The organism is gamma proteobacterium symbiont of Lampromicra miyakona (assembly GCF_059730895.1).
Map to the genome: position 1 here is coordinate 1,282,686 of NZ_AP035932.1, position 18,663 is coordinate 1,301,348.

At 52.1% G+C, this 18,663-nt stretch carries 15 protein-coding genes; all 15 read left to right on the top strand.

Annotated features, from left to right (window positions below; genetic code table 11):
- Positions 1-9 precede the first annotated feature (9 nt).
- The 15 genes from AC6I8P_RS05890 (at position 10) to AC6I8P_RS05960 (ending at position 18,615) form a co-directional block, all read left to right on the top strand.
- Positions 10-873: a helix-turn-helix domain-containing protein gene (locus AC6I8P_RS05890; protein ID WP_021509109.1), complete on the top strand. Its 864-nt coding sequence runs from the start codon at positions 10-12 to the stop codon at positions 871-873.
- 614 nt (positions 874-1,487) lie between these two features.
- Complete coding sequence (gene tssB / locus AC6I8P_RS05895; RefSeq protein ID WP_088517091.1) at positions 1,488-1,985, top strand: type VI secretion system contractile sheath small subunit; 498 nt, start codon at positions 1,488-1,490, stop codon at positions 1,983-1,985.
- 33 nt (positions 1,986-2,018) lie between these two features.
- Positions 2,019-3,566 carry a type VI secretion system contractile sheath large subunit gene (gene tssC / locus AC6I8P_RS05900; RefSeq protein WP_125311761.1) on the top strand — a complete coding sequence of 516 codons (1,548 nt, stop codon included), beginning with the start codon at positions 2,019-2,021 and terminating at the stop codon, positions 3,564-3,566.
- 18 nt (positions 3,567-3,584) lie between these two features.
- Positions 3,585-4,922: a type VI secretion system baseplate subunit TssK gene (gene tssK / locus AC6I8P_RS05905; RefSeq protein WP_481657482.1), complete on the top strand. Its 1,338-nt coding sequence runs from the start codon at positions 3,585-3,587 to the stop codon at positions 4,920-4,922.
- Positions 4,919-5,572 carry a type VI secretion system protein TssL, short form gene (gene tssL, locus AC6I8P_RS05910; protein ID WP_481657483.1) on the top strand — a complete coding sequence of 218 codons (654 nt, stop codon included), beginning with the start codon at positions 4,919-4,921 and terminating at the stop codon, positions 5,570-5,572. The genes tssK and tssL overlap by 4 nt, the downstream gene beginning before the upstream one ends.
- 3 nt (positions 5,573-5,575) lie before the next feature.
- On the top strand, positions 5,576-7,297 hold the full coding sequence (locus AC6I8P_RS05915; RefSeq protein ID WP_481657484.1) for an OmpA family protein: 1,722 nt from the start codon (positions 5,576-5,578) through the stop codon (positions 7,295-7,297).
- A gap of 5 nt (positions 7,298-7,302) precedes the next feature.
- On the top strand, positions 7,303-7,794 hold the full coding sequence (gene hcp, locus AC6I8P_RS05920) for a type VI secretion system effector Hcp (protein ID WP_021509115.1): 492 nt from the start codon (positions 7,303-7,305) through the stop codon (positions 7,792-7,794).
- A 234-nt stretch (positions 7,795-8,028) separates the two neighbouring features.
- Positions 8,029-8,310 carry a type II toxin-antitoxin system RelE/ParE family toxin gene (locus tag AC6I8P_RS05925; protein WP_072209960.1) on the top strand — a complete coding sequence of 94 codons (282 nt, stop codon included), beginning with the start codon at positions 8,029-8,031 and terminating at the stop codon, positions 8,308-8,310.
- Positions 8,311-8,483: 173 nt separating this feature from the next.
- Positions 8,484-11,126 (top strand): type VI secretion system ATPase TssH, encoded by a 2,643-nt coding sequence (gene tssH / locus AC6I8P_RS05930; protein ID WP_498031052.1) that lies wholly within the window; start codon positions 8,484-8,486, stop codon positions 11,124-11,126.
- Complete coding sequence (locus AC6I8P_RS05935; RefSeq protein ID WP_283341941.1) at positions 11,119-11,673, top strand: type IV secretion protein Rhs; 555 nt, start codon at positions 11,119-11,121, stop codon at positions 11,671-11,673. The genes tssH and AC6I8P_RS05935 overlap by 8 nt, the downstream gene beginning before the upstream one ends.
- Positions 11,667-12,134 (top strand): putative T6SS immunity periplasmic lipoprotein, encoded by a 468-nt coding sequence (locus tag AC6I8P_RS05940; protein ID WP_283341942.1) that lies wholly within the window; start codon positions 11,667-11,669, stop codon positions 12,132-12,134. Before AC6I8P_RS05935 ends, AC6I8P_RS05940 begins: the two co-directional genes overlap by 7 nt.
- A 375-nt stretch (positions 12,135-12,509) precedes the next feature.
- A complete protein-coding gene (locus AC6I8P_RS05945) occupies positions 12,510-15,383 on the top strand; it encodes a type VI secretion system Vgr family protein (RefSeq protein ID WP_498031053.1) in 2,874 nt (957 codons plus the stop codon).
- Positions 15,380-15,832, top strand: a complete 453-nt coding sequence (locus tag AC6I8P_RS05950) for a hypothetical protein (RefSeq protein ID WP_283341944.1) — start codon at positions 15,380-15,382, stop codon at positions 15,830-15,832. The genes AC6I8P_RS05945 and AC6I8P_RS05950 overlap by 4 nt, the downstream gene beginning before the upstream one ends.
- The gene (locus tag AC6I8P_RS05955; protein WP_336702388.1) at positions 15,822-17,849 is read left to right on the top strand and encodes a lipase family protein; all 2,028 of its coding nucleotides are present in this window, start codon (positions 15,822-15,824) and stop codon (positions 17,847-17,849) included. Before AC6I8P_RS05950 ends, AC6I8P_RS05955 begins: the two co-directional genes overlap by 11 nt.
- A complete protein-coding gene (locus AC6I8P_RS05960; RefSeq protein ID WP_336702390.1) occupies positions 17,842-18,615 on the top strand; it encodes a hypothetical protein in 774 nt (257 codons plus the stop codon). Before AC6I8P_RS05955 ends, AC6I8P_RS05960 begins: the two co-directional genes overlap by 8 nt.
- The last annotated feature ends 48 nt before the right edge of the window (positions 18,616-18,663 follow it).

The window sequence follows — 18,663 nt, forward strand, 5'->3', positions numbered from 1 at the left end:
TGTCAGACCATGCCGGAATATCAGACGTTTACTATGCTTCAGCGTCACAAAGCGCAGCTGCGCGATAGCGTGCAGCTGAGCGGCGGCATTCGGCTGGCGGCATGGTTCAACAGTGGCGATCGCGTGACCAACCTCAGCGATCACCATACGCTTAGCCTGTACGTTGCCGATGGTTACGACACCTGGCACAAAACACCGCACGGCTGGCGCAACGGCGGCGCGCCGGATCGCTTTTGCCTGATGCCGTCTGGCACCGAGTCGACCTGGGATCTGCGCGCGGATTTATCCTTCGTGCACCTTTATTGCACCGATGCGCATTTGCGTCACCTCGGTGAGCAGGTGTGGGATCGCAGCCCGGCGCAGCTTAACCTGCATGAGAAGATTTTTGCCGACGATGATCGCATCACCCAGCTGTATCGCCATTTTCTGCTGAGCTCCGACTGGCAGCAGCCGGCTAACCAGCTGATGCTGAGCAGCGCCTCAACACTGCTGATGACCCATCTGCTGCAGCGCTACAGTCAGGTACAGTGGCAGCTGCCGCAGGTGCGCGGCGGACTGGCACCGGTGGTATTGCGCCGCGTGCTGGCGCTGATCGATACGCAGCTGGATCAGCCGTTAACGCTGGCCCAACTGGCGGCAGAGGCGGCGCTCAGCGAATACCATTTTGCACGTATGTTCCGCAGCAGCACCGGCGAAGCGCCGCACCAGTATGTGATGCGCCGCCGTATGGAAGCCGCGCAGCAACTGCTGCAATTCAGCGCGCTGTCGCTCACCGAGATTGCCCTGCGCTGCGGTTTCCACTCCTCCAGCCATTTCAGCAACCGCTTCCGCCAACTGCACGGCATGGCACCCTCGGCATGGCGTCAGCGCTGACGGGGCAGTTGGAATGAAGTTCGTGAGGAATAGATTACTGAATTAGCAGCGGCGCGATTGATCGCGCACGTCATTATGTCGTGAACCACGCTATCCTGACTGATTCCCTCTGGTCGCACCCGAACGTTATTTATACGAAATTTCCCACATGGGTGGTTATTTATACGGTCACGTTGAACGGATGTAGCACGGGGCTTAAGTGCGCTCTGTTTTACCTGAAATCTTTACTTCATCTCATTACCCTCCTGTATGAAATTCCGCACTGCTGCTATCCGCAATTTTTATCTTTTTATGTCATTTCTTTCTTGATGGAGTGATAGTTTTGGGCGGGTTTTTTATTTTGACCTGAATCAACAAATTCACGCTTTGTTAATATTAATCCACAACTTTATTTTTTATTGGCATTAATGTGTGGCCTTTAATGTCTTTGCCAGTTTTTTTAGCTGGTTTCAGGTGACAATGATCTGCCTTTTTTAGTGCTAATGGCTTGTGTTCGTCACTTTTGCAGCTTAAAGATCTGTTCATTTGCTTTTTTGTCGATCATTGCTCTGTCGTTACCTCTAAAGTAGTATGGCGCGAAAAATGTGCGCTGAGATAAACAGAGGGATGATGAAATGGCAGATAGTTTCCAGAATGAAGTGCCAAAGGCACGTATTAACTTAAAACTTGACCTGCATACCGGGGGCGCAAGCAAGAAAACCGAGCTTCCGCTGAAATTACTGGTGGCGGGCGACTTCAGTCATGGTCAGGCAACCGCACCATTATCAGAGCGAGCCAAAGTTAATCTGAATAAAAATAATTTTGACGCAGTGCTTTCCGAATATTCGCCCAAAGTCACGGTGGCCGTTAAAAATACGCTGGCCGATGACGGCAGCGAAGACAGCATCAGTCTGACTTTCCAGAGCATGAAAGATTTCTCTCCGGAACAGGTCTCCCGGCAAATACCTCAGCTGAAGGCCATGCTTTCCATGCGTAATTTACTGCGTGATTTAAAAGCCAACCTGCTGGATAACCAGGCCTTCCGAAAAGAGCTGGAAAAAATTCTGCTGGACCCGGCGTTAAGCGCAGAACTGCGCGCTGAGCTCTCAACCCTGGCACCAAAACAGCCATAACCATCACGATGATTTAACGGATTAATAAGGAAGATGCTGATGTCTGTAAATAATGAGAATGCGACGGGTGGCGAGAGCGTGGTGCTGGAACGTCCGGCAGCCGATGGGGTTTATGCCACCCTATTTGAAAAAATCAATCTCAACCCGGTTTCTGAGCTGAGCGCGCTGGATATCTGGCAGGATGCGCAGGCGATGTCGGATGCAACGGCGGATGAGCGTTTAACCGCCGGCATGCAGGTATTTCTGGAGTGCCTGAAAAAATCAGGCGCAAAAGTTGAAAAACTCGACAAAAACCTGATTGACCATCATATCGCCGCGCTGGATCACCAGATCAGTCGTCAGCTGGATGCGGTCATGCACAGTGAAGAGTTCCAGGCAGTGGAGAGCCTGTGGCGCGGCGTGAAATCGCTGGTTGATAAAACCGATTTCCGCCAGAACGTGAAAGTCGAACTGCTGGATATGTCTAAAGAAGACCTGCGCCAGGACTTCGAGGACAGCCCGGAAATTATCCAGAGCGGTCTGTATAAACACACCTACATTGATGAGTATGACACACCAGGCGGCGAGCCGATTGCGGCGCTGATTTCCGCTTACGAGTTTGATGCGTCTGCGCAGGATGTTGCCCTGCTGCGCAATATTTCAAAAGTGTCTGCTGCGGCGCATATGCCGTTTATCGGCTCTGCCGGCCCGCAATTCTTCCTCAAGGATTCAATGGAAGACGTGGCGGCCATCAAAGATATCGGTAACTATTTTGACCGCGCTGAATACATCAAGTGGAAATCCTTCCGCGAGACGGACGATTCGCGCTACATCGGTCTGGTGATGCCGCGTGTGCTGGGTCGCCTGCCGTATGGCCCGGACACCGTACCGGTGCGCAGCTTCAACTACGTTGAAGAAGTCAAAGGTCCGGATCACGACAAATACCTGTGGACCAACGCCTCGTTTGCCTTCGCATCCAACATGGTGCGCAGCTTCATCAACAATGGCTGGTGTGTGCAAATCCGCGGCCCACAGGCCGGTGGTGCGGTGCAGGATCTGCCGATTCATTTGTACGATCTGGGCACCGGTAATCAGGTGAAGATCCCGAGTGAGGTAATGATCCCGGAAACCCGCGAATTTGAGTTCGCCAATCTCGGTTTCATTCCGCTGTCCTATTACAAAAACCGCGACTACAGCTGCTTCTTCTCAGCCAACTCCACCCAGAAACCCGCGCTGTATGACACTGCGGATGCCACCGCTAACAGCCGCATTAATGCCCGTCTGCCGTATATCTTCCTGCTGTCGCGTATCGCGCATTATCTGAAGCTGATTCAGCGTGAGAACATCGGCACCACCAAGGATCGGCGTCTGCTGGAACTGGAGCTGAACACCTGGGTGCGCAGTCTGGTGACCGAAATGACCGATCCGGGCGATGAGCTGCAGGCTTCTCACCCGCTGCGCGACGCGAAGGTGGTAGTGGAAGATATCGACGACAACCCGGGCTTTTTCCGCGTCAGGCTGTACGCCATCCCACACTTCCAGGTGGAGGGCATGGACGTCAACCTGTCACTGGTTTCCCAGATGCCGAAGGCGAAATCGTAAGGCGAGGGGAAATCAGGGATGAAAATTTACCGCCCACTTTGGGAGGATGGGGCCGCTCTGGCCCCGCAACAATTCCAGCAGCAGGCTCGCTGGAATGAACACGTTGCCGACATGGTCGCGCGCATGGGGGTTTCTCATCCCTGGGGCGTGGTGGCGGCAGAATTTGACGATGCAGCACTGGCGCTCTCGCGCCTGAACGCCACCCGTCTGGTGGTGCGCTTTCAGGACGGTACCCTTATTGATACCGAGCTGGCTGACACGCTCCCTCCGGTCTGTGATTTGTCTGTGGCCGCCGGCAGTGAAGCTGTTAACGTAGTTGTCGCACTGCCGCTGCTGAGCGCCAGTGGCGGTAACCTCGATAACGGTCAGGATAGTGAGCGGCCGCGTCGCTGGAAAGCGGAGCGTGTTGTCGTGCAGGAACTGGCCGGTCATGAAAGCGGGGAACTCGCGATCCTGCGTCATGCGCTGACCCTGCGCCTGTCGAACCAGGAAAACACGGCATATCTGACCTGTCCGGTAGCCCGTCTGGTACGCAATGCGCAGGGGCAGTGGAGTCGGGACCCGGCCTTTATCCCGCCAATGCTGTCTGTTGCTGCCAGTCCCTGGCTTGCCACCGAATTGAATGACCTGCTGGTGCGCCTGCAGGCACGCAGGAAGCGTCTGATGGCCATGCGCCGTGAAAGCAATGAGCGGATGGCCGACTTTGCGGTCGCGGATGTCTCCCTGTTCTGGCTGCTCAATGCCCTGAACAGTGCCGAGCCGGTGCTGACGGAACTGCTGCAGACGCCGGATCGTCATCCGGAACTGCTGTATCGCGAACTGTCCCGTCTCGCCGGTAGCCTGCTGACCTTCTCGCTGGAACACGACGCCGGGGATATTCCCGCTTATCAGCATGATGCACCGGAACGGGTATTCCCGACGTTGCTGGCACTGCTCGATAAGCTGCTGGAAGCGAGTCTGCCCTCGCGAGTGGTGAGTATCCATCTGGAGCACCAGGATCAGATCTGGAAAGGTGCCCTGCACGATGCGCGCCTGCGCGAAGGGGCGGATTTCTACCTCTCCGTACGCTCCTCCATGCCGAACCATGAACTTCAAACGAAATTCCCGCAGCTGTGTAAAGCGGGCAGCTTTGATGATGTGTCGGATGTAGTGAATGTGGCCCTGAGCGGGATGGTTATCAAGCCGCTGGCCCATGTGCCGGCCGCTATCCCGTTACGCCTTGAGAACCAGTATTTCTCGCTGGATCTGAGTAGTGAGGCGGCTCGCGCAATGCTTGAGATGGGCAGCTGCACCTTCTACACCCCGCGCTCACTGGGGGATGTCAATCTGGAACTCTTTGCGGTGCTGCGCTCATGAATAAATCCGAACTCAGCCAGATTGAACGTATCTTCTACCCGGGCTGGCTGATGGCCAGCCAGCTACGTGGCGGTCAGGAAGTCCGGGACGGGGAAGGGCTTTATCGCCGGGCCTGCCGTCTGGTGCTGCAGGCAAAATTGGCGCTCACCGAGGCCGGTTACAGCGATATCGGCCGTGACCATATGGTGTATGCTCTGTGTGCATTGCTTGATGAGAGCGTGATGAACCGGGGAACCACCGATGATGGTTACCTGACCTGGCGCCGTGACCCGCTTCAGGCACACTTCTTTGGCACCCTCAATGCCGGTGAGGAACTCTGGGAACGGATCCGCAACCTGCTGAAAGAAACCGCTCCTGACGCCGCCGTCCTGACCTGCATGTACCGGACCCTGCAACTGGGGTTCGTGGGGCAATATCGCGCCCAGGATGATGAGCGTCGGGAAGATATCGTTCGCACACTCGCAGAACGGGTGCCGGCCTTCACGCTGGCACAGGATGCTCCAATTGTAGCCCGGGCATCACGCCTGCGCAGCGGTCGTCGCTGGTACTGGCTGACCTGGGTTGTGGCCGCTGTCGCCCTGGCGGCGCTGTGGTTCTTACTTTCGTCTTCGCTTACTGAGCTGGTAAGCCAGACCGTCGGGCCGGGGTAAGCAATGCGGGATGCGTACCGAAGCCTGTTAACTGCCCTGGGTGCCGTCCTGGCGCTGTGGCTCATTCTGGGATTCTGGCCCCTGTCCACGGGCAGCCGCGCGGCGCTCAGCCTGCTGGTTGTTCTGGTGTCCGGGGGGATGTTCTGGCGTCAGCGTCGGGCTTCGCAGGCGCGGGCAACCGCTGTCCGGGAAATTGTGGATGAAAACCTGCCGCCGGAAGATTTTCAGGGGGCGGTGATCCTGGTTTGTAGCGACAACGCTCCGCTATTTGTGTCCGGTTCCCGTCACCGGGAAACCCGGCAGGGCTGGTATTTGTGGGTGAAGGATGCAGAACAGCTGCCACTTCTGGCACAGCACCTGAGCCTGGTGCGCCCGGCGCTGGTGTCGCAAATCTCCGTCATGCTGGCGGCGGTGCCTGAACAGCACATCTCCGGGGATGATTTTACCCAGTCCCTGCGGGGCTGGCAGCGGGCTGTCGTCCAGTGCCGTGCGGCATTTGGCACGATCCCCCCGCTGTGGACCGTGACCTGGATATCGCCCCCTGTGGCCTGCGCGGAGGCAGAGCCCGTCTGGTTTACGACAGTTAGTCAGCGAAGCGGCATTCAGGTGTATCAGCCCGGTCAGGGCAATGTGCCACTGACGGAGTGGACCCGGGAAAGTGGATCTGACGGGCGACTTTCCCGTCTGAGTCAGGGCCTATGGCTGGACAGCCTGCTTGCCTGGCAGAGTATCGCGGTGAATGACCTGCTGTCGGTACGCCAGGGTGAACTGCCGGTGATGAAGCCATGCGTGCAGGGTATGTGCATGGTGCCGGTGAGCGGTATCGCGGGCAATCTCTGGCAACAGCACATCACTTCCGTGACGGCGCTTCCACCGGATGCCGTTGTGACGACAGAGCCACTACCGCTGCCTGAACTGCTACTTCCGGCATTACCGCGCCGACGTGGTGTCAGCCGCAGAATGGTGTTCTGGCGCTATGCCGGATTACTGGGCGGGATTTTCCTCGCGCTGGCCATGCTGGCGTCCTGGATGAACAACCAGCGCCTTATTCGTAATGTTGGCGATCACCTTGCATTGTATCACCAGCTAACGGGGAAGCCTGTTGCCCCGAAACTTCGGGCGCAGCAGCGCCTCAGAGCCGATGGCGCATTGCTGGACGACTGGGCGCGTCGCGGGGAGCCACTGCGTTATCGCCTGGGTTTGTATCAGGGGCTGCGCCTGGTGCCGCCCATTGAGGCTGCCGTCAGTGACTGGGCTCCGCCGCCGCCACCACCGGTTATTAAGAAAATCATTCAGGGTCCGAAAACCCTTCGCCTCGACAGCATGTCGCTGTTCGATTCCGGCAAATCCACGCTGAAAGCCGGGTCCACCAAAATGCTGGTGAACTCACTGGTCGGCATTAAAGCGAAGCCGGGCTGGCTGATTGTGGTCGCCGGCCACACCGATAATACCGGTAACCCGCAACTGAACCAGACGCTCTCTCTGAAACGTGCCGAAGCGGTGCGTGACTGGATGCGTGACACCGGTGATGTACCGGAAAGCTGTTTTGCGGTGCAGGGCTATGGCGAAAGCCGCCCAGTCGCAACCAATGACACGACGGATGGGCGTGCGCTTAACCGTCGTGTCGAAATCAGTCTGGTACCGCAGGCTGATGCCTGCCAGATACCGGGCAACCCCCAGACGTCATCGCAGGATGATGACGTATCACAACACAACGGAGAGTAATTCCCATGGCAATTCCTGTTTATCTGTGGCTGAAAGACGATGGCGGCGCGGACATTAAAGGTTCCGTAGACGTTAAGGACCGTGAAGGCAGCATCGAAGTTGTCGCTCAGGATCACAATATCTACATTCCGACCGACAACAACACGGGCAAACTGACCGGCACCCGTATCCACACGCCGTTTATGTTCACCAAGGAAATCGACTCGTCCAGTCCGTATCTGTACAAGGCAGTGACCACTGGCCAGACCCTAAAATCAGCAGAGTTCAAGTGGTACAAAATCAATGACGCCGGTCAGGAAGTCGAATACTTCAACACCAGACTCGAGAATGTGAAGGTGGTGAAAGTGAATCCATTGATGCATGACGTTAAGAATCCCTCTTACGAAAAGCACAATCACCTCGAACAGCTTGAACTGCGTTACGAAAAAATCACCTGGACCTACAAAGATGGAAACATCATTCATTCCGATAGCTGGAACGAACGTGCCACCGCGTAATGACCTGCTGTGCCAGGTGCTGCAGGGTTGTTGTTTAGAGTAACGCCTGATGCGGATGGGGAAACCTGTCCGCAGCTTTTAGCAAAGCCCCTTTGTGCTGAGGGGACAGTTTAAATGTGAACATCCAAAAATCTGGCCTAATGCGCTTAGGGTTCCTTACTAAAAGGAAAAGCGATGGGCGGTAGCGTGCCTGAATGAATCAGGCTTATTTCTGAGACATAAAAGGAGAAAATTATGCCATTTACTTTTGATGATTCAGCTGCCAGGCAGCGCTGGGAAAGAGGAAAATCAATCAGTGTGCCGTCTGCCGGAATGCGGAAATATCACGACTGGCGTAGATATATTCTGACCGGCCGTTCTCCGTCAGATGCTGCAAGACTTGCAGGAGATATGAATTATGAAAAATTGAAGGGCAACAGTAACCTCTATTCTGTCCGGCTTACACAGCAGGACAGGGTTTTATTCTCGGTGGCAGGAATGTCCATAACGATCCTGGAAATTGGCGGCCATTATTAGACCCGGCCCAAATCAAAAAACACACCATTTAATCGTCGCGTTTCAGATGCTGTAACCCTGCCTGAAAGGACATGAATTGTGTGCGGTGAGGCTCTTCCGGTTGGGGATATCTGAAACCGATAGCCCCCATACGGTAAAACCCGATAGTGCGCGTCAGAATGGAGAAAGTCTTTATGGAGCATCACGCATCAACCTTATTACGCCGCCTTAACCCTTACTGTGCTCGCGCACTGGAAGCCGCCGCCTCCCTGTGTCAGACCCGCGCCCATGCGGAAATTTTGCCTGAGCACTGGCTGCTGAAGCTGCTCGAACAGGGGGAAGGTGACCTGACGGTGCTGGCACGCCGCTATGAGTGGGATATGGATATGCTATGGCAGGATTTGCTTGCCTGGCTGGATAAACTGCCGCGTTCAGTCCGTCAGCGTCCGCAATTGTCTGACACTCTTCAGACGCTGATGCAGGAAGCCTGGCTGATTGCTTCTCTTAACGGTGAGGAACAGATCCGCAGCGTTCATTTGCTGATGGCGCTGGTTGATAAACAGAAACTGGTGCGCTGTGACGGGCTGTGGCCGCTGCTGACGCTGGGCCACAGTCAGCTGGATCGTCTGCGTCCGCTGCTTGATGGGCAGTCGGAGGAACGCCCGGAACGGCAACAGGCAGCGGAACTTGCGCAGAGTTATGGTGGTGAGGTGGAATTTGTCGGTCGCCCGGTCGGCGCGGCTATAAAGGAAGGCGAACTCAATCCGGCGCTGCAGAACGCACTCGATAAATTTACGCTCGACGTCACCGCCAAAGCGAAAGAGGGCAGGATTGACCCGGTGTTTGGGCGTGATACTGAAATCCGCCAGATGGTGGATATTCTCTCGCGTCGCCGCAAGAACAACCCGATTCTGGTCGGCGAACCGGGCGTCGGTAAAACCGCGCTGGTGGAAGGCCTGGCTTTACGTATCGCCGAAGGCAACGTCCCGGAAAGCCTGAAGCCGGTTATTCTGCGCACCCTCGACCTCGGCCTGTTGCAGGCGGGCGCAGGCGTGAAGGGCGAATTTGAACAGCGCCTGAAAAACGTCATTGATGCCGTGCAGCAGTCCCCGGTACCGATTCTGCTGTTTATTGATGAAGCGCACACCATCATTGGCGCCGGCAACCAGGCCGGCGGTGCGGATGCCGCCAACCTGCTGAAACCGGCACTGGCGCGTGGCGAACTGCGCACCATCGCCGCCACCACCTGGTCTGAATACAAGCAATACTTCGAACGCGATGCTGCACTGGAACGTCGCTTCCAGATGGTGAAAGTCGACGAGCCGGACGACGACACCGCCTGCCTGATGCTGCGCGGACTGAAAGCCCGCTACGCCGAACACCACAACGTGCATATCACTGATGATGCAGTACGCGCAGCCGTTACGCTTTCCCGCCGCTATCTGACGGGCCGCCAGCTGCCGGACAAGGCGGTTGATTTGCTGGATACCGCCGCCGCACGTGTGCGGATGAGTCTCGACACGGTGCCAGAACAAATTGTGCGCCTGAAAGCGCAACTGACCGCGCTGGCACTGGAAGCGCAGGCGCTGCGGGAAGATATCGCCGCCGGCAGCAACCGCCATGGCGACCGCCTGGGTGCCATTGAACAGCAGCGGACTAAACTGGAGACGCGCATCGAAGAGCAGGAAGCACGTTTCAGCCACGAAAAGGCGCTGGCACAGCAACTGCTTACCAGCCGCCAGGAAATCACCCAGCAGGCTGATGTTGCCGACCTGCAACAGCGGCTTGAACAGGCGCAGCAGGGCGAGGTGCTGGTTCAGGTGGATGTGGACACCCGCACCGTCGCGAATGTGATTGCCGACTGGACCGGCGTGCCGCTGTCTTCGCTGATGAAAGACGAGCAAACCGAACTGCTGACGCTGGAAAACGAGATCGGCCAGCGTGTGGTCGGGCAGGACGTGGCGCTGACCGCCATCGCCCGGCGCCTGCGCGCGACGAAGACCGGACTCACGTCAGAGAACGGCCCGCAGGGCGTGTTCCTGCTGGTTGGCCCGAGTGGCGTCGGTAAAACCGAAACCGCGCTGGCGCTGGCGGATGTGCTGTACGGCGGTGAAAAATCGCTGATTACCATCAACCTGTCCGAGTACCAGGAACCGCACACTGTTTCCCAGTTGAAAGGCTCACCGCCGGGCTACGTGGGTTACGGTCAGGGCGGCATCCTCACCGAAGCGGTACGTAAGCGCCCGTACAGCGTGGTACTGCTCGATGAGGTGGAAAAGGCGCACCGTGACGTGATGAACCTGTTCTATCAGGTATTTGATCGCGGCTTTATGCGCGACGGCGAAGGCCGGGAAATTGACTTTCGCAATACCGTTATCCTGATGACCTCCAATCTCGGCAGCGATCACCTGATGCAGTTGCTCGATGAACAGCCGGATGCCAGCGAAGGCGACCTGCAGGAACTGCTGCGCCCGATATTGCGCGACCACTTCCAGCCGGCGCTGCTGGCCCGTTTCCAGACGGTGATTTACCGCCCGCTGGCAGAAGCGGCGATGCGTACCATCGTGGAAATGAAACTGTTACAGGTCAGCAAACGCCTGCAACGTCACTACGGCCTGACCACGCACATTGATGAGAGCCTGTATGGCGCGCTGACCGCTGCCTGCCTGCTGCCGGATACCGGCGCACGCAACGTCGATAGCCTGCTCAATCAGCAGATTCTGCCGGTGCTGAGTCAGCAGGTGCTGACCCACATGGCCGCGAAGCAGAAACCGAAAATGCTGACGCTGTGGTGGAGTGAGGACGAAGGGATTGTGCTGGAGTTCAAACATGGCTGAAGAAACTCAGGATCAGCTCAGAATTAAAGAAGGCGGTGTCAGACCACTTACGGCCGGTGAGATACAGCTTGCACAATCTGTTTTCTTATCCACTATCGATTACCCAACCGTCTGGATCCACAGAAAGAGTTATTTCCCTTTTAATCTACAAGATAAGAATACGGCAATGACTCCGAACGGGGAGATCTATTTTCGTGATCTATATTTCGATGATTTCTCACAGACAACTGACAGTTTTCAGCATCTGTTCATCCATGAAATGAGTCATGTCTGGCAGCGTCAAAAAGGAATGAATGTGATCTTCAGAGGGCTGGTGAGCTGGATGGTGAGTTACCGTTATACCCTTGATGGTCGTCTCTTAAGCGAATATCCGATGGAGCAGCAGGCGCAGATCATTGCAGATAATTTTGTTTTACAGACATTTGGCTATGAAATCTGGAATCACCTTGAAAATAAAAGATATCCCGATATTACGCTCGATGGGGATACTTCTGAGTCGGTGATGCGTGAGGGATATAAAAATGCTTTGAGGGGCTTTCCATGGTGAGACGTAACTATTTTATTAAGCTTAATTCTTTGTTGTTAGCGTTTTTTTGTCTTTCAATCCTGACGGGATGCCCAGGACCAGGTGACAGATTTCGTTTTGAAGAAACTGCACAAGTGAGTAAAAAGGGTGATAGTGTTTGCGTAAATATTGATAATGCACAAGATTATCAGCCAGTAGATATGGGTATCAATCTGCGAGGGACGCCTTCAAAGGAGAAAGATTTTAATTTCTCCCCCGGACTTAAGGTTATTGAAGGTGAGTTATGTATTCCTCCGTCTTATTTTCATTTTGAAAATGGTAACAAGTATATTGTTGAGTTTGTACTTCATCCAACACTTGATAACAAAGAAGCGAGAAGCTTTGTCGTTGGTGTCGGTATTAATAATAATCAAGTGTATAATTTCACTTTGACAGACCGGGAATTCGCAAGGCCGTATGGTTCAATTCAGGTGCCAGAATAGCAGGTGTAATAAGTGTCCGCATTTAGAGTTTTTCTTGTAAATATATGATTTACTCTTTTGCTTCCTGCTGGCGGGGTTGCTAACTGGTTGAAAATTATTCATCTTTTTCCTGTTCATTATTGTTGGTTTTCTATTTCTATCTGATGCTTTTATTTACACGTTTGTTAAGCGTTTTATTCCCATCAGCGGTGATGGAGAATATGCGATGGACAACTTTGAAATGACCGTATTGCTGATAAAAGCCCTCATGTGTGCTGTCGGGGCTGGAGTCACAATCACTCTTTTTCGTACTCGCTGAGTACCCCTGATAAAAACTGCTATTTGCCTTTAGACAATAAAGTCATGGACGGCAGATTATCCCATGGAGTCAATATCATGAGTCTGACAGATACGCTGAAGACCCCCCTGTCTGCGCTAACTGAAGGCGGGCTAAACCGCTACCGCCTGGATATTCCGTCCTGCACGGCAGATATCGATGTGGAGAACTTCAGCGGTAAGGAGTTCATGAGTGAGCTTTATTACTATCAGATTGTCTTTACCAGCAGCGATCAGAATATTAATTCAACTCAACTGTTGACCAGGCCTGCGACGCTGACCATGGGAACCGGGCCTCTGATAGAGCTGACCGGGCAGAAAGTGGTGCATGGCGTGGTGACGCATTTTAAGCGTATCAGTGGCTCACGTGATCAGGCGACGTACCAGATTATTATTGAGCCGTTCCTGGCTTTGCTGCGCAGGCAATTCCGTACCCACCGTTTTTTCGTCAACAAGTCGGTACCAGAAGTCGTCGCTGAAGTATTGCAGGAGCATGGCCTGAAAGGCTGGGAGTATGAGTTCACCCTCAAAGCCGACTATCCGAAGCGTGAACAGATTAACCAGTACAAGGAAAATGACCTCGCGTTCATTGAGCGTCTGCTGGCTGAAGTAGGGATTTTCTACTTCTTCACTCTGCAGCCCGACACCCGGACCGAAGTGGTGCACTTCGCAGACAAGCAGAGCGCATGGACGTTTGGTAAGTCTCTGCCACTCAGCAGCCCGTCAGGGACGAATGATGATGCTACTGACTCGGTGTGGGGAGTTAATGTCCGACAGAACGTGGTTGAGCGCTCCGTTACCGCCAGTGATTACAATCACCGTGAAGCACAGAATATCCTGACTTCTGTACCGGCAGACATGACGCGAGGTGATGGTGCCGGTGTTACCTACGGTGATGTTTATCAGTATCTGCCGCGTCACCTTGAGCGTGGCGACAAAATCTCTCCGACGGCGGAAACCGGTAACTTCTGGGCGCGCCTTGAGCACGAGCGTTTTCTGTCCAGTCAGACGACTATCAGTGGCTGCAGTAATGACGCCCTGCTTTCTCCGGCACAGGTGCTGACCATCAGTGAGCATGTTGTACCGTCAACACTGCCATCAGAAACGGACAACGGCATCATTATTACCCGCACGGGCTATATTGCCAGTCGTAAGAATGCTCTGGTCGTGATGTGGGAAGGGATGCCTTACTACGAGAACCGCTGCTGGCGTCCTGCCGCCAAAAAGCGCCCGGTGGTCAGCGGCACGCTGATGGCGCGCGTGACCAGTGCAAAAGATAACGACATTTACGCCTGGCAGGATGCATCCGGCATGTACCGGGTGAAATTCGATGCCGACCGTGATGACAAAAAGCAGGGCATGGAGAGTATGCCGGTACGTTTTGCCAAACCTTACGGCGGCGACAAATACGGCTTCCACTTCCCGTTGATACAGGGCACTGAAGTCGCCATTGCCTTCCATGAAGGTGACCCGGACAGGCCGTATATTGCGCACGCGCTGCATGACTCGCGCCACGTTGACCATGTCACTGAGGCCAACAGCACGCGAAATGTGGTCAGGACTGCAGGCCTGAACAAGCTGCGGATGGAAGATAAGCGCGGCGAGGAGCACATTAAGCTCAGTACCGAATACGGGGGTAAGACCCAACTAAATTTAGGACACAACGTCAATGCTTCCAGGATTCTTCGTGGCGAAGGGGCGGAGCTGCGCACTAACGACTGGGTCAGCGTTCGTGGTGGTAAGGGGATTCTACTCACTGCAGATGCTCAGCCTGACGTCGGCAGCAAAATGCTTGAAATGGATGCGGCGATTGAGCAGCTTACACAGGCGCTCACATTAGCCAGGAGCCTCCAGACCTCAGTTAAGGGCGCGAAGGCTACATCATCAGACATCGACAGCCAGAAAAAACTTAACATCTCACTGAAATATCTAAAAATGCCAGGATTGCTAGCCAGTGCTCCCGCTGGAATAGGCATTCTCAGTCCTGAAACTATCCGGCTTGCTTCAGGTGGGGCAAGTATTGGCCTCATGTCAGGTAAAAACACGGATATCAGCACCGGGAAATCGTTCACTGTAGCGGCAAGCGAGGCTGTAAGTTTGTTTGCACAGGCTGCAGGAATGAAAATGTATGCCGGGGCAGGGAAGGTTGATATTCAGGCACAAGCTGACGCCATGAATATCTCAGCATTACAGGACATCACTGTCGTCAGCGGTCAGGGAAGCGTCAAGGTGAATGCCAGCGAGGAACTAATTTTAAGTTGCGGTGGTGCTTATATAAAGCTTAGCGGCGGGAATATTGAACTGGGATGTCCGGGAAATATTTTGCTGAAAGCAGCTAATGTCAATCAGACAGGCCCTGCCAGTTTAGATACACCGCCGGTGAGTTTTCCCAAAGGATATTCGGGCTCCTTCACTATCAAAGATACGAAGACAGGCGAAACTAAGCCTTTTACTAAATATAAAGTTACCTCGCCTGAAGGCGATGTTTTTGAGGGGGTATCGGACTCATCAGGAAAAACAGCACCGTTTTATTCATCAACTCCAGGTAAAATGGATATTGAATTTCCACGAGAGCAAAAGGATGAAGGCACAGGGCATTGGGTTACTGTTGATCATGATTATCACGGGTTGAAAAATGCTGGCATCATGTCTATCAATCGACTTACATCAATGGGAGATTCTGGAAGAGCATTTTTTTCCGAGGGTAAAGATTTCATGCATACCAAGCGGGATAAAATTCAGGAATGGAGACCTTTACCTTCTGACGCTGATGAGAATACGATAAATAATTCAGCAATTCATCTCTATGGGGAGCAGAGACGGATAACGCAAACATTTCTTGAGGGGGAGGATGCGTGGCAAGTTAGTGGAACATCATGGCACTGGATGCCAGTTGTTGCAGATGAAATTTATGAGGAGAAGGATAACAAATGAAACTAAACTTCAGTAAAGTCTGTTTATTCTGGGGGGGGATGGATATTTTCTATGTCATCCGTTTCATTTGGTTAAACATAGAGCAAGGACGTGTCCCTCTGGTTGATGATATTATAAGCTTTGGTTATATTAACTCAGAGTATGGTGGTGGGTTCTGGGTTTTATTTATGTTTGTTATGTCGTTGGTGTTGAGTTTTTCTATTTTAATTTCTGCTATTTTACTTATCGTGGGGTGGAGTAAAGTTCGTTATTTTATTTTTGCGCAGATACCTTTTCGATTACTATTGGTTATTCCTTCAATTTCTTTTATGCCATGGGTGTTGAAACAGTTGCATGTCAGTAGCGTATTCATCTTTATTATTTTTCTTTTTTTGTCAGAGATCGTTAAATTTTTTTCCTTTATTTTAACTAAGAATACACAAAATGAAGGAGGAGCTTATGGCAAATAATTCACTGGTTACTTCCATAGGGCATAGTAACGTTGATGTCATGGCTGGAAAGCAGACACCCTATTGGGTCGAATTTCAACTGGTTGATGAGCAGGGAGATCCCGTGGCGAATATGCCATGGACTGTGGAAAGCGCTCATCCTGTTTCCGGGCCGGTGGAGGGATTCACTTATTCTGGTCAGAGCGATGCTGACGGGCTAATCAGAGTCGATATGCCGCATGGGCTGGAGCTGAGGCTGACGTTAGATGGCAATCAGCTGGCTACGGAAATGGAAAAACGTGCCTTGCGGGTTAGCAGGGATGCGGAAAATGATTCTGTTGTGCGCTCTGAAGCTGAAGAGAAAGGATATATCTGGCATTACGCTGTTATCGGCGAACTTTGCCGTACCCTTCCCTCTGTTAAACTACGAAAAGGAGAAGTGTGGCCGCCATTCCATTTCCCTCCGCAGAAAATTATGAAAGGGGTGATTGTAAGAACCAATGAGCTTGAAAAGCGACACGTTATTGAAATATGTCCTTTCAGAGCCTGGGAGCTTGTTCTGCATCATCAAAAGAACTATTCCATTGCGAACGGAATTAATCTTGGTGCGGCAGCAACGCTTGCCTATGCAGACGACAGTTCTCTGGATACGGTATCAATTACGCGCTTTTTTATTAACCAGTGCCAGGATCTATCCCGATTACCTCAACTTTATAAAGACGGCTCTGCATGGAATATGTTAGTACAGGATGTTCCCTTTAGTGAACGGTATTACCCCCCGGTATTTATGGATACCTCACGAGACACGTCACCTAAGGAAGACGAGAAGAACCCACATGGAACAGTACAGGCAGAGGATGACACTGCTGCAACAAAGGCAGACGGTGATACGCAGCTTTATTATGTTTATAACGCGGATAAGGTGATTGTTGCCTGGCGTGGAACGGCCAGCTTGTTTGATGTGGGGACGGATCTGGCGTTCAGGCCGGTAAATGCAGAATTATGCGATATAGACAAAACGCAATGCGCTTCGTTACTACCTGCTGGGAAAGTGCACACTGGGTTTTGGAGTGGTTATAATCGAGTAGGAAAGAAATTTAAAGGTGAAATTGAAAAATTAAAAGATTTACTTGCAAACCGTAAGTTATTTATTTGTGGTCATAGCTTGGGGGGAGCACTGGCATTAATTGATGCGGTAAGATTTAAAAATTACAATCCTATACTGTACACTTATGGAATGCCACGCACTTTTACCCGCGATGCTATAATGCAGTTATCGGATATTACCCATTTCCGCCATGTCAATGATAATGATCCTATTCCAGCCGTGCCCGCGGAAGCTAACCTGGATAATGAACTATATAAACTCTGGGGATGGCTGGGGGGGACTTTGGGCTTTTTCTGGTCATTGGGTGAGCTTCTGGCTAACCAGATGGTTACCTGGGGAGACTGCTTCTGGCACCACGGCAATACGGTGGCTTTTCTCACAGCTACCCAGAGTCGGGAATGGCATGAGTGCAAGCGAGACCTGCCAACGCCGGCAGGGTGTATTACTATCAGGAATTTATTACCTCTTAAGGCTAAAGTTTACCTGGTCCCTGCACTGGCAGAGCAGGAGATGCAGCAGGCTGGTCAGAAGCAGAAAGAATTTAAAGCGTCATTAACGCAGGCAGATCTAAAGAACTTTTTCCCCAAAGGCAGTAATCCGGACAGAGGCGTTAATTTAAATTTTTTTGAACACTTCATGACCTCCTATATGCCCTATATGTATAACAAAGTGCTAGAGCTGATTGATAATGCCGGGATAGTGGAAAAACGCACCTTTACTGAGCACCGGTATAATGTTGATACATTTAGGGAGCAGATGGCAGAAAATAAAGATGGCATACCGGAGAGAGAGTTAGCAAGAAATAATATCTTTCTGAATATAGAAGGACTGCTGGATGCATCGCTTTCCCCTACGTTGTCCATGCCGTCTGGCAACGATATGCTTTTGCGGTTTGCTCAATACGGAGAAGAGGCAATGGAAAATGTATAATCAATCAAAAATTATTCTGCTTTCCCTGGTGTTGTTTTCCTCTGCAGGATGCAGTGTTAGCCAGGCCGTTAACAAGACGTTATCTCCACCGGCGGATACAAAATGGGTTAATTTTGAAGTAAAAAACCCTTCTCAGTACACGAAACCGATTCCACTTGAGGTCAGATACATCTCGTATGAATGTAAGAAAAAAAGAATCAGTGGGTTTGATGGCTCAGTTATTACGGAACCCAGCTATAACGTTATCGGGATCCCCATGCAGCAAGAGAGCGGGGATATCTGGAAAGCAAAAGTTGCTATGACCGGTGGTGGTACGTGTAAATGGACATTGAGTGCGGTCAATTTAGGTATCGAGTATATAGATGCAACACATCTTGGCAAAGATCTTGTACCTGGAACAGCGGTGGGGGTGTCGCTTGCTTTTGATAATGATGCTTCTCGAAACGGGCAGTATAGGTCTGCGCAAGGGGATTTAAATCTATCACCAAAATATTATCCTTATATTAGAGAAAGGAATATAGCAGAGAAGACCAAGTCACTCTCTTTGTTTGGGGAAGAAGATTTTATTTTATTACGGATATCTAATCCTAATAAGGTTTTTTATCATCCGGTGATTGATGAGTTGAAAGTTGTAAAATACATTGAGCCAGAGAAGAAAATTGAAGGTGTCTACTCTGAAATAATATATCCGGATGGAAGTGTTGAATCTGATGGAACAGTATTTCCAAATTTTGATAAAGTTGATAAAATGAATGTTAAAAAGTAAAGGTGATAGCGTTTTTTTGCTAAACGTATCAGGCTAATTAATTTTTAT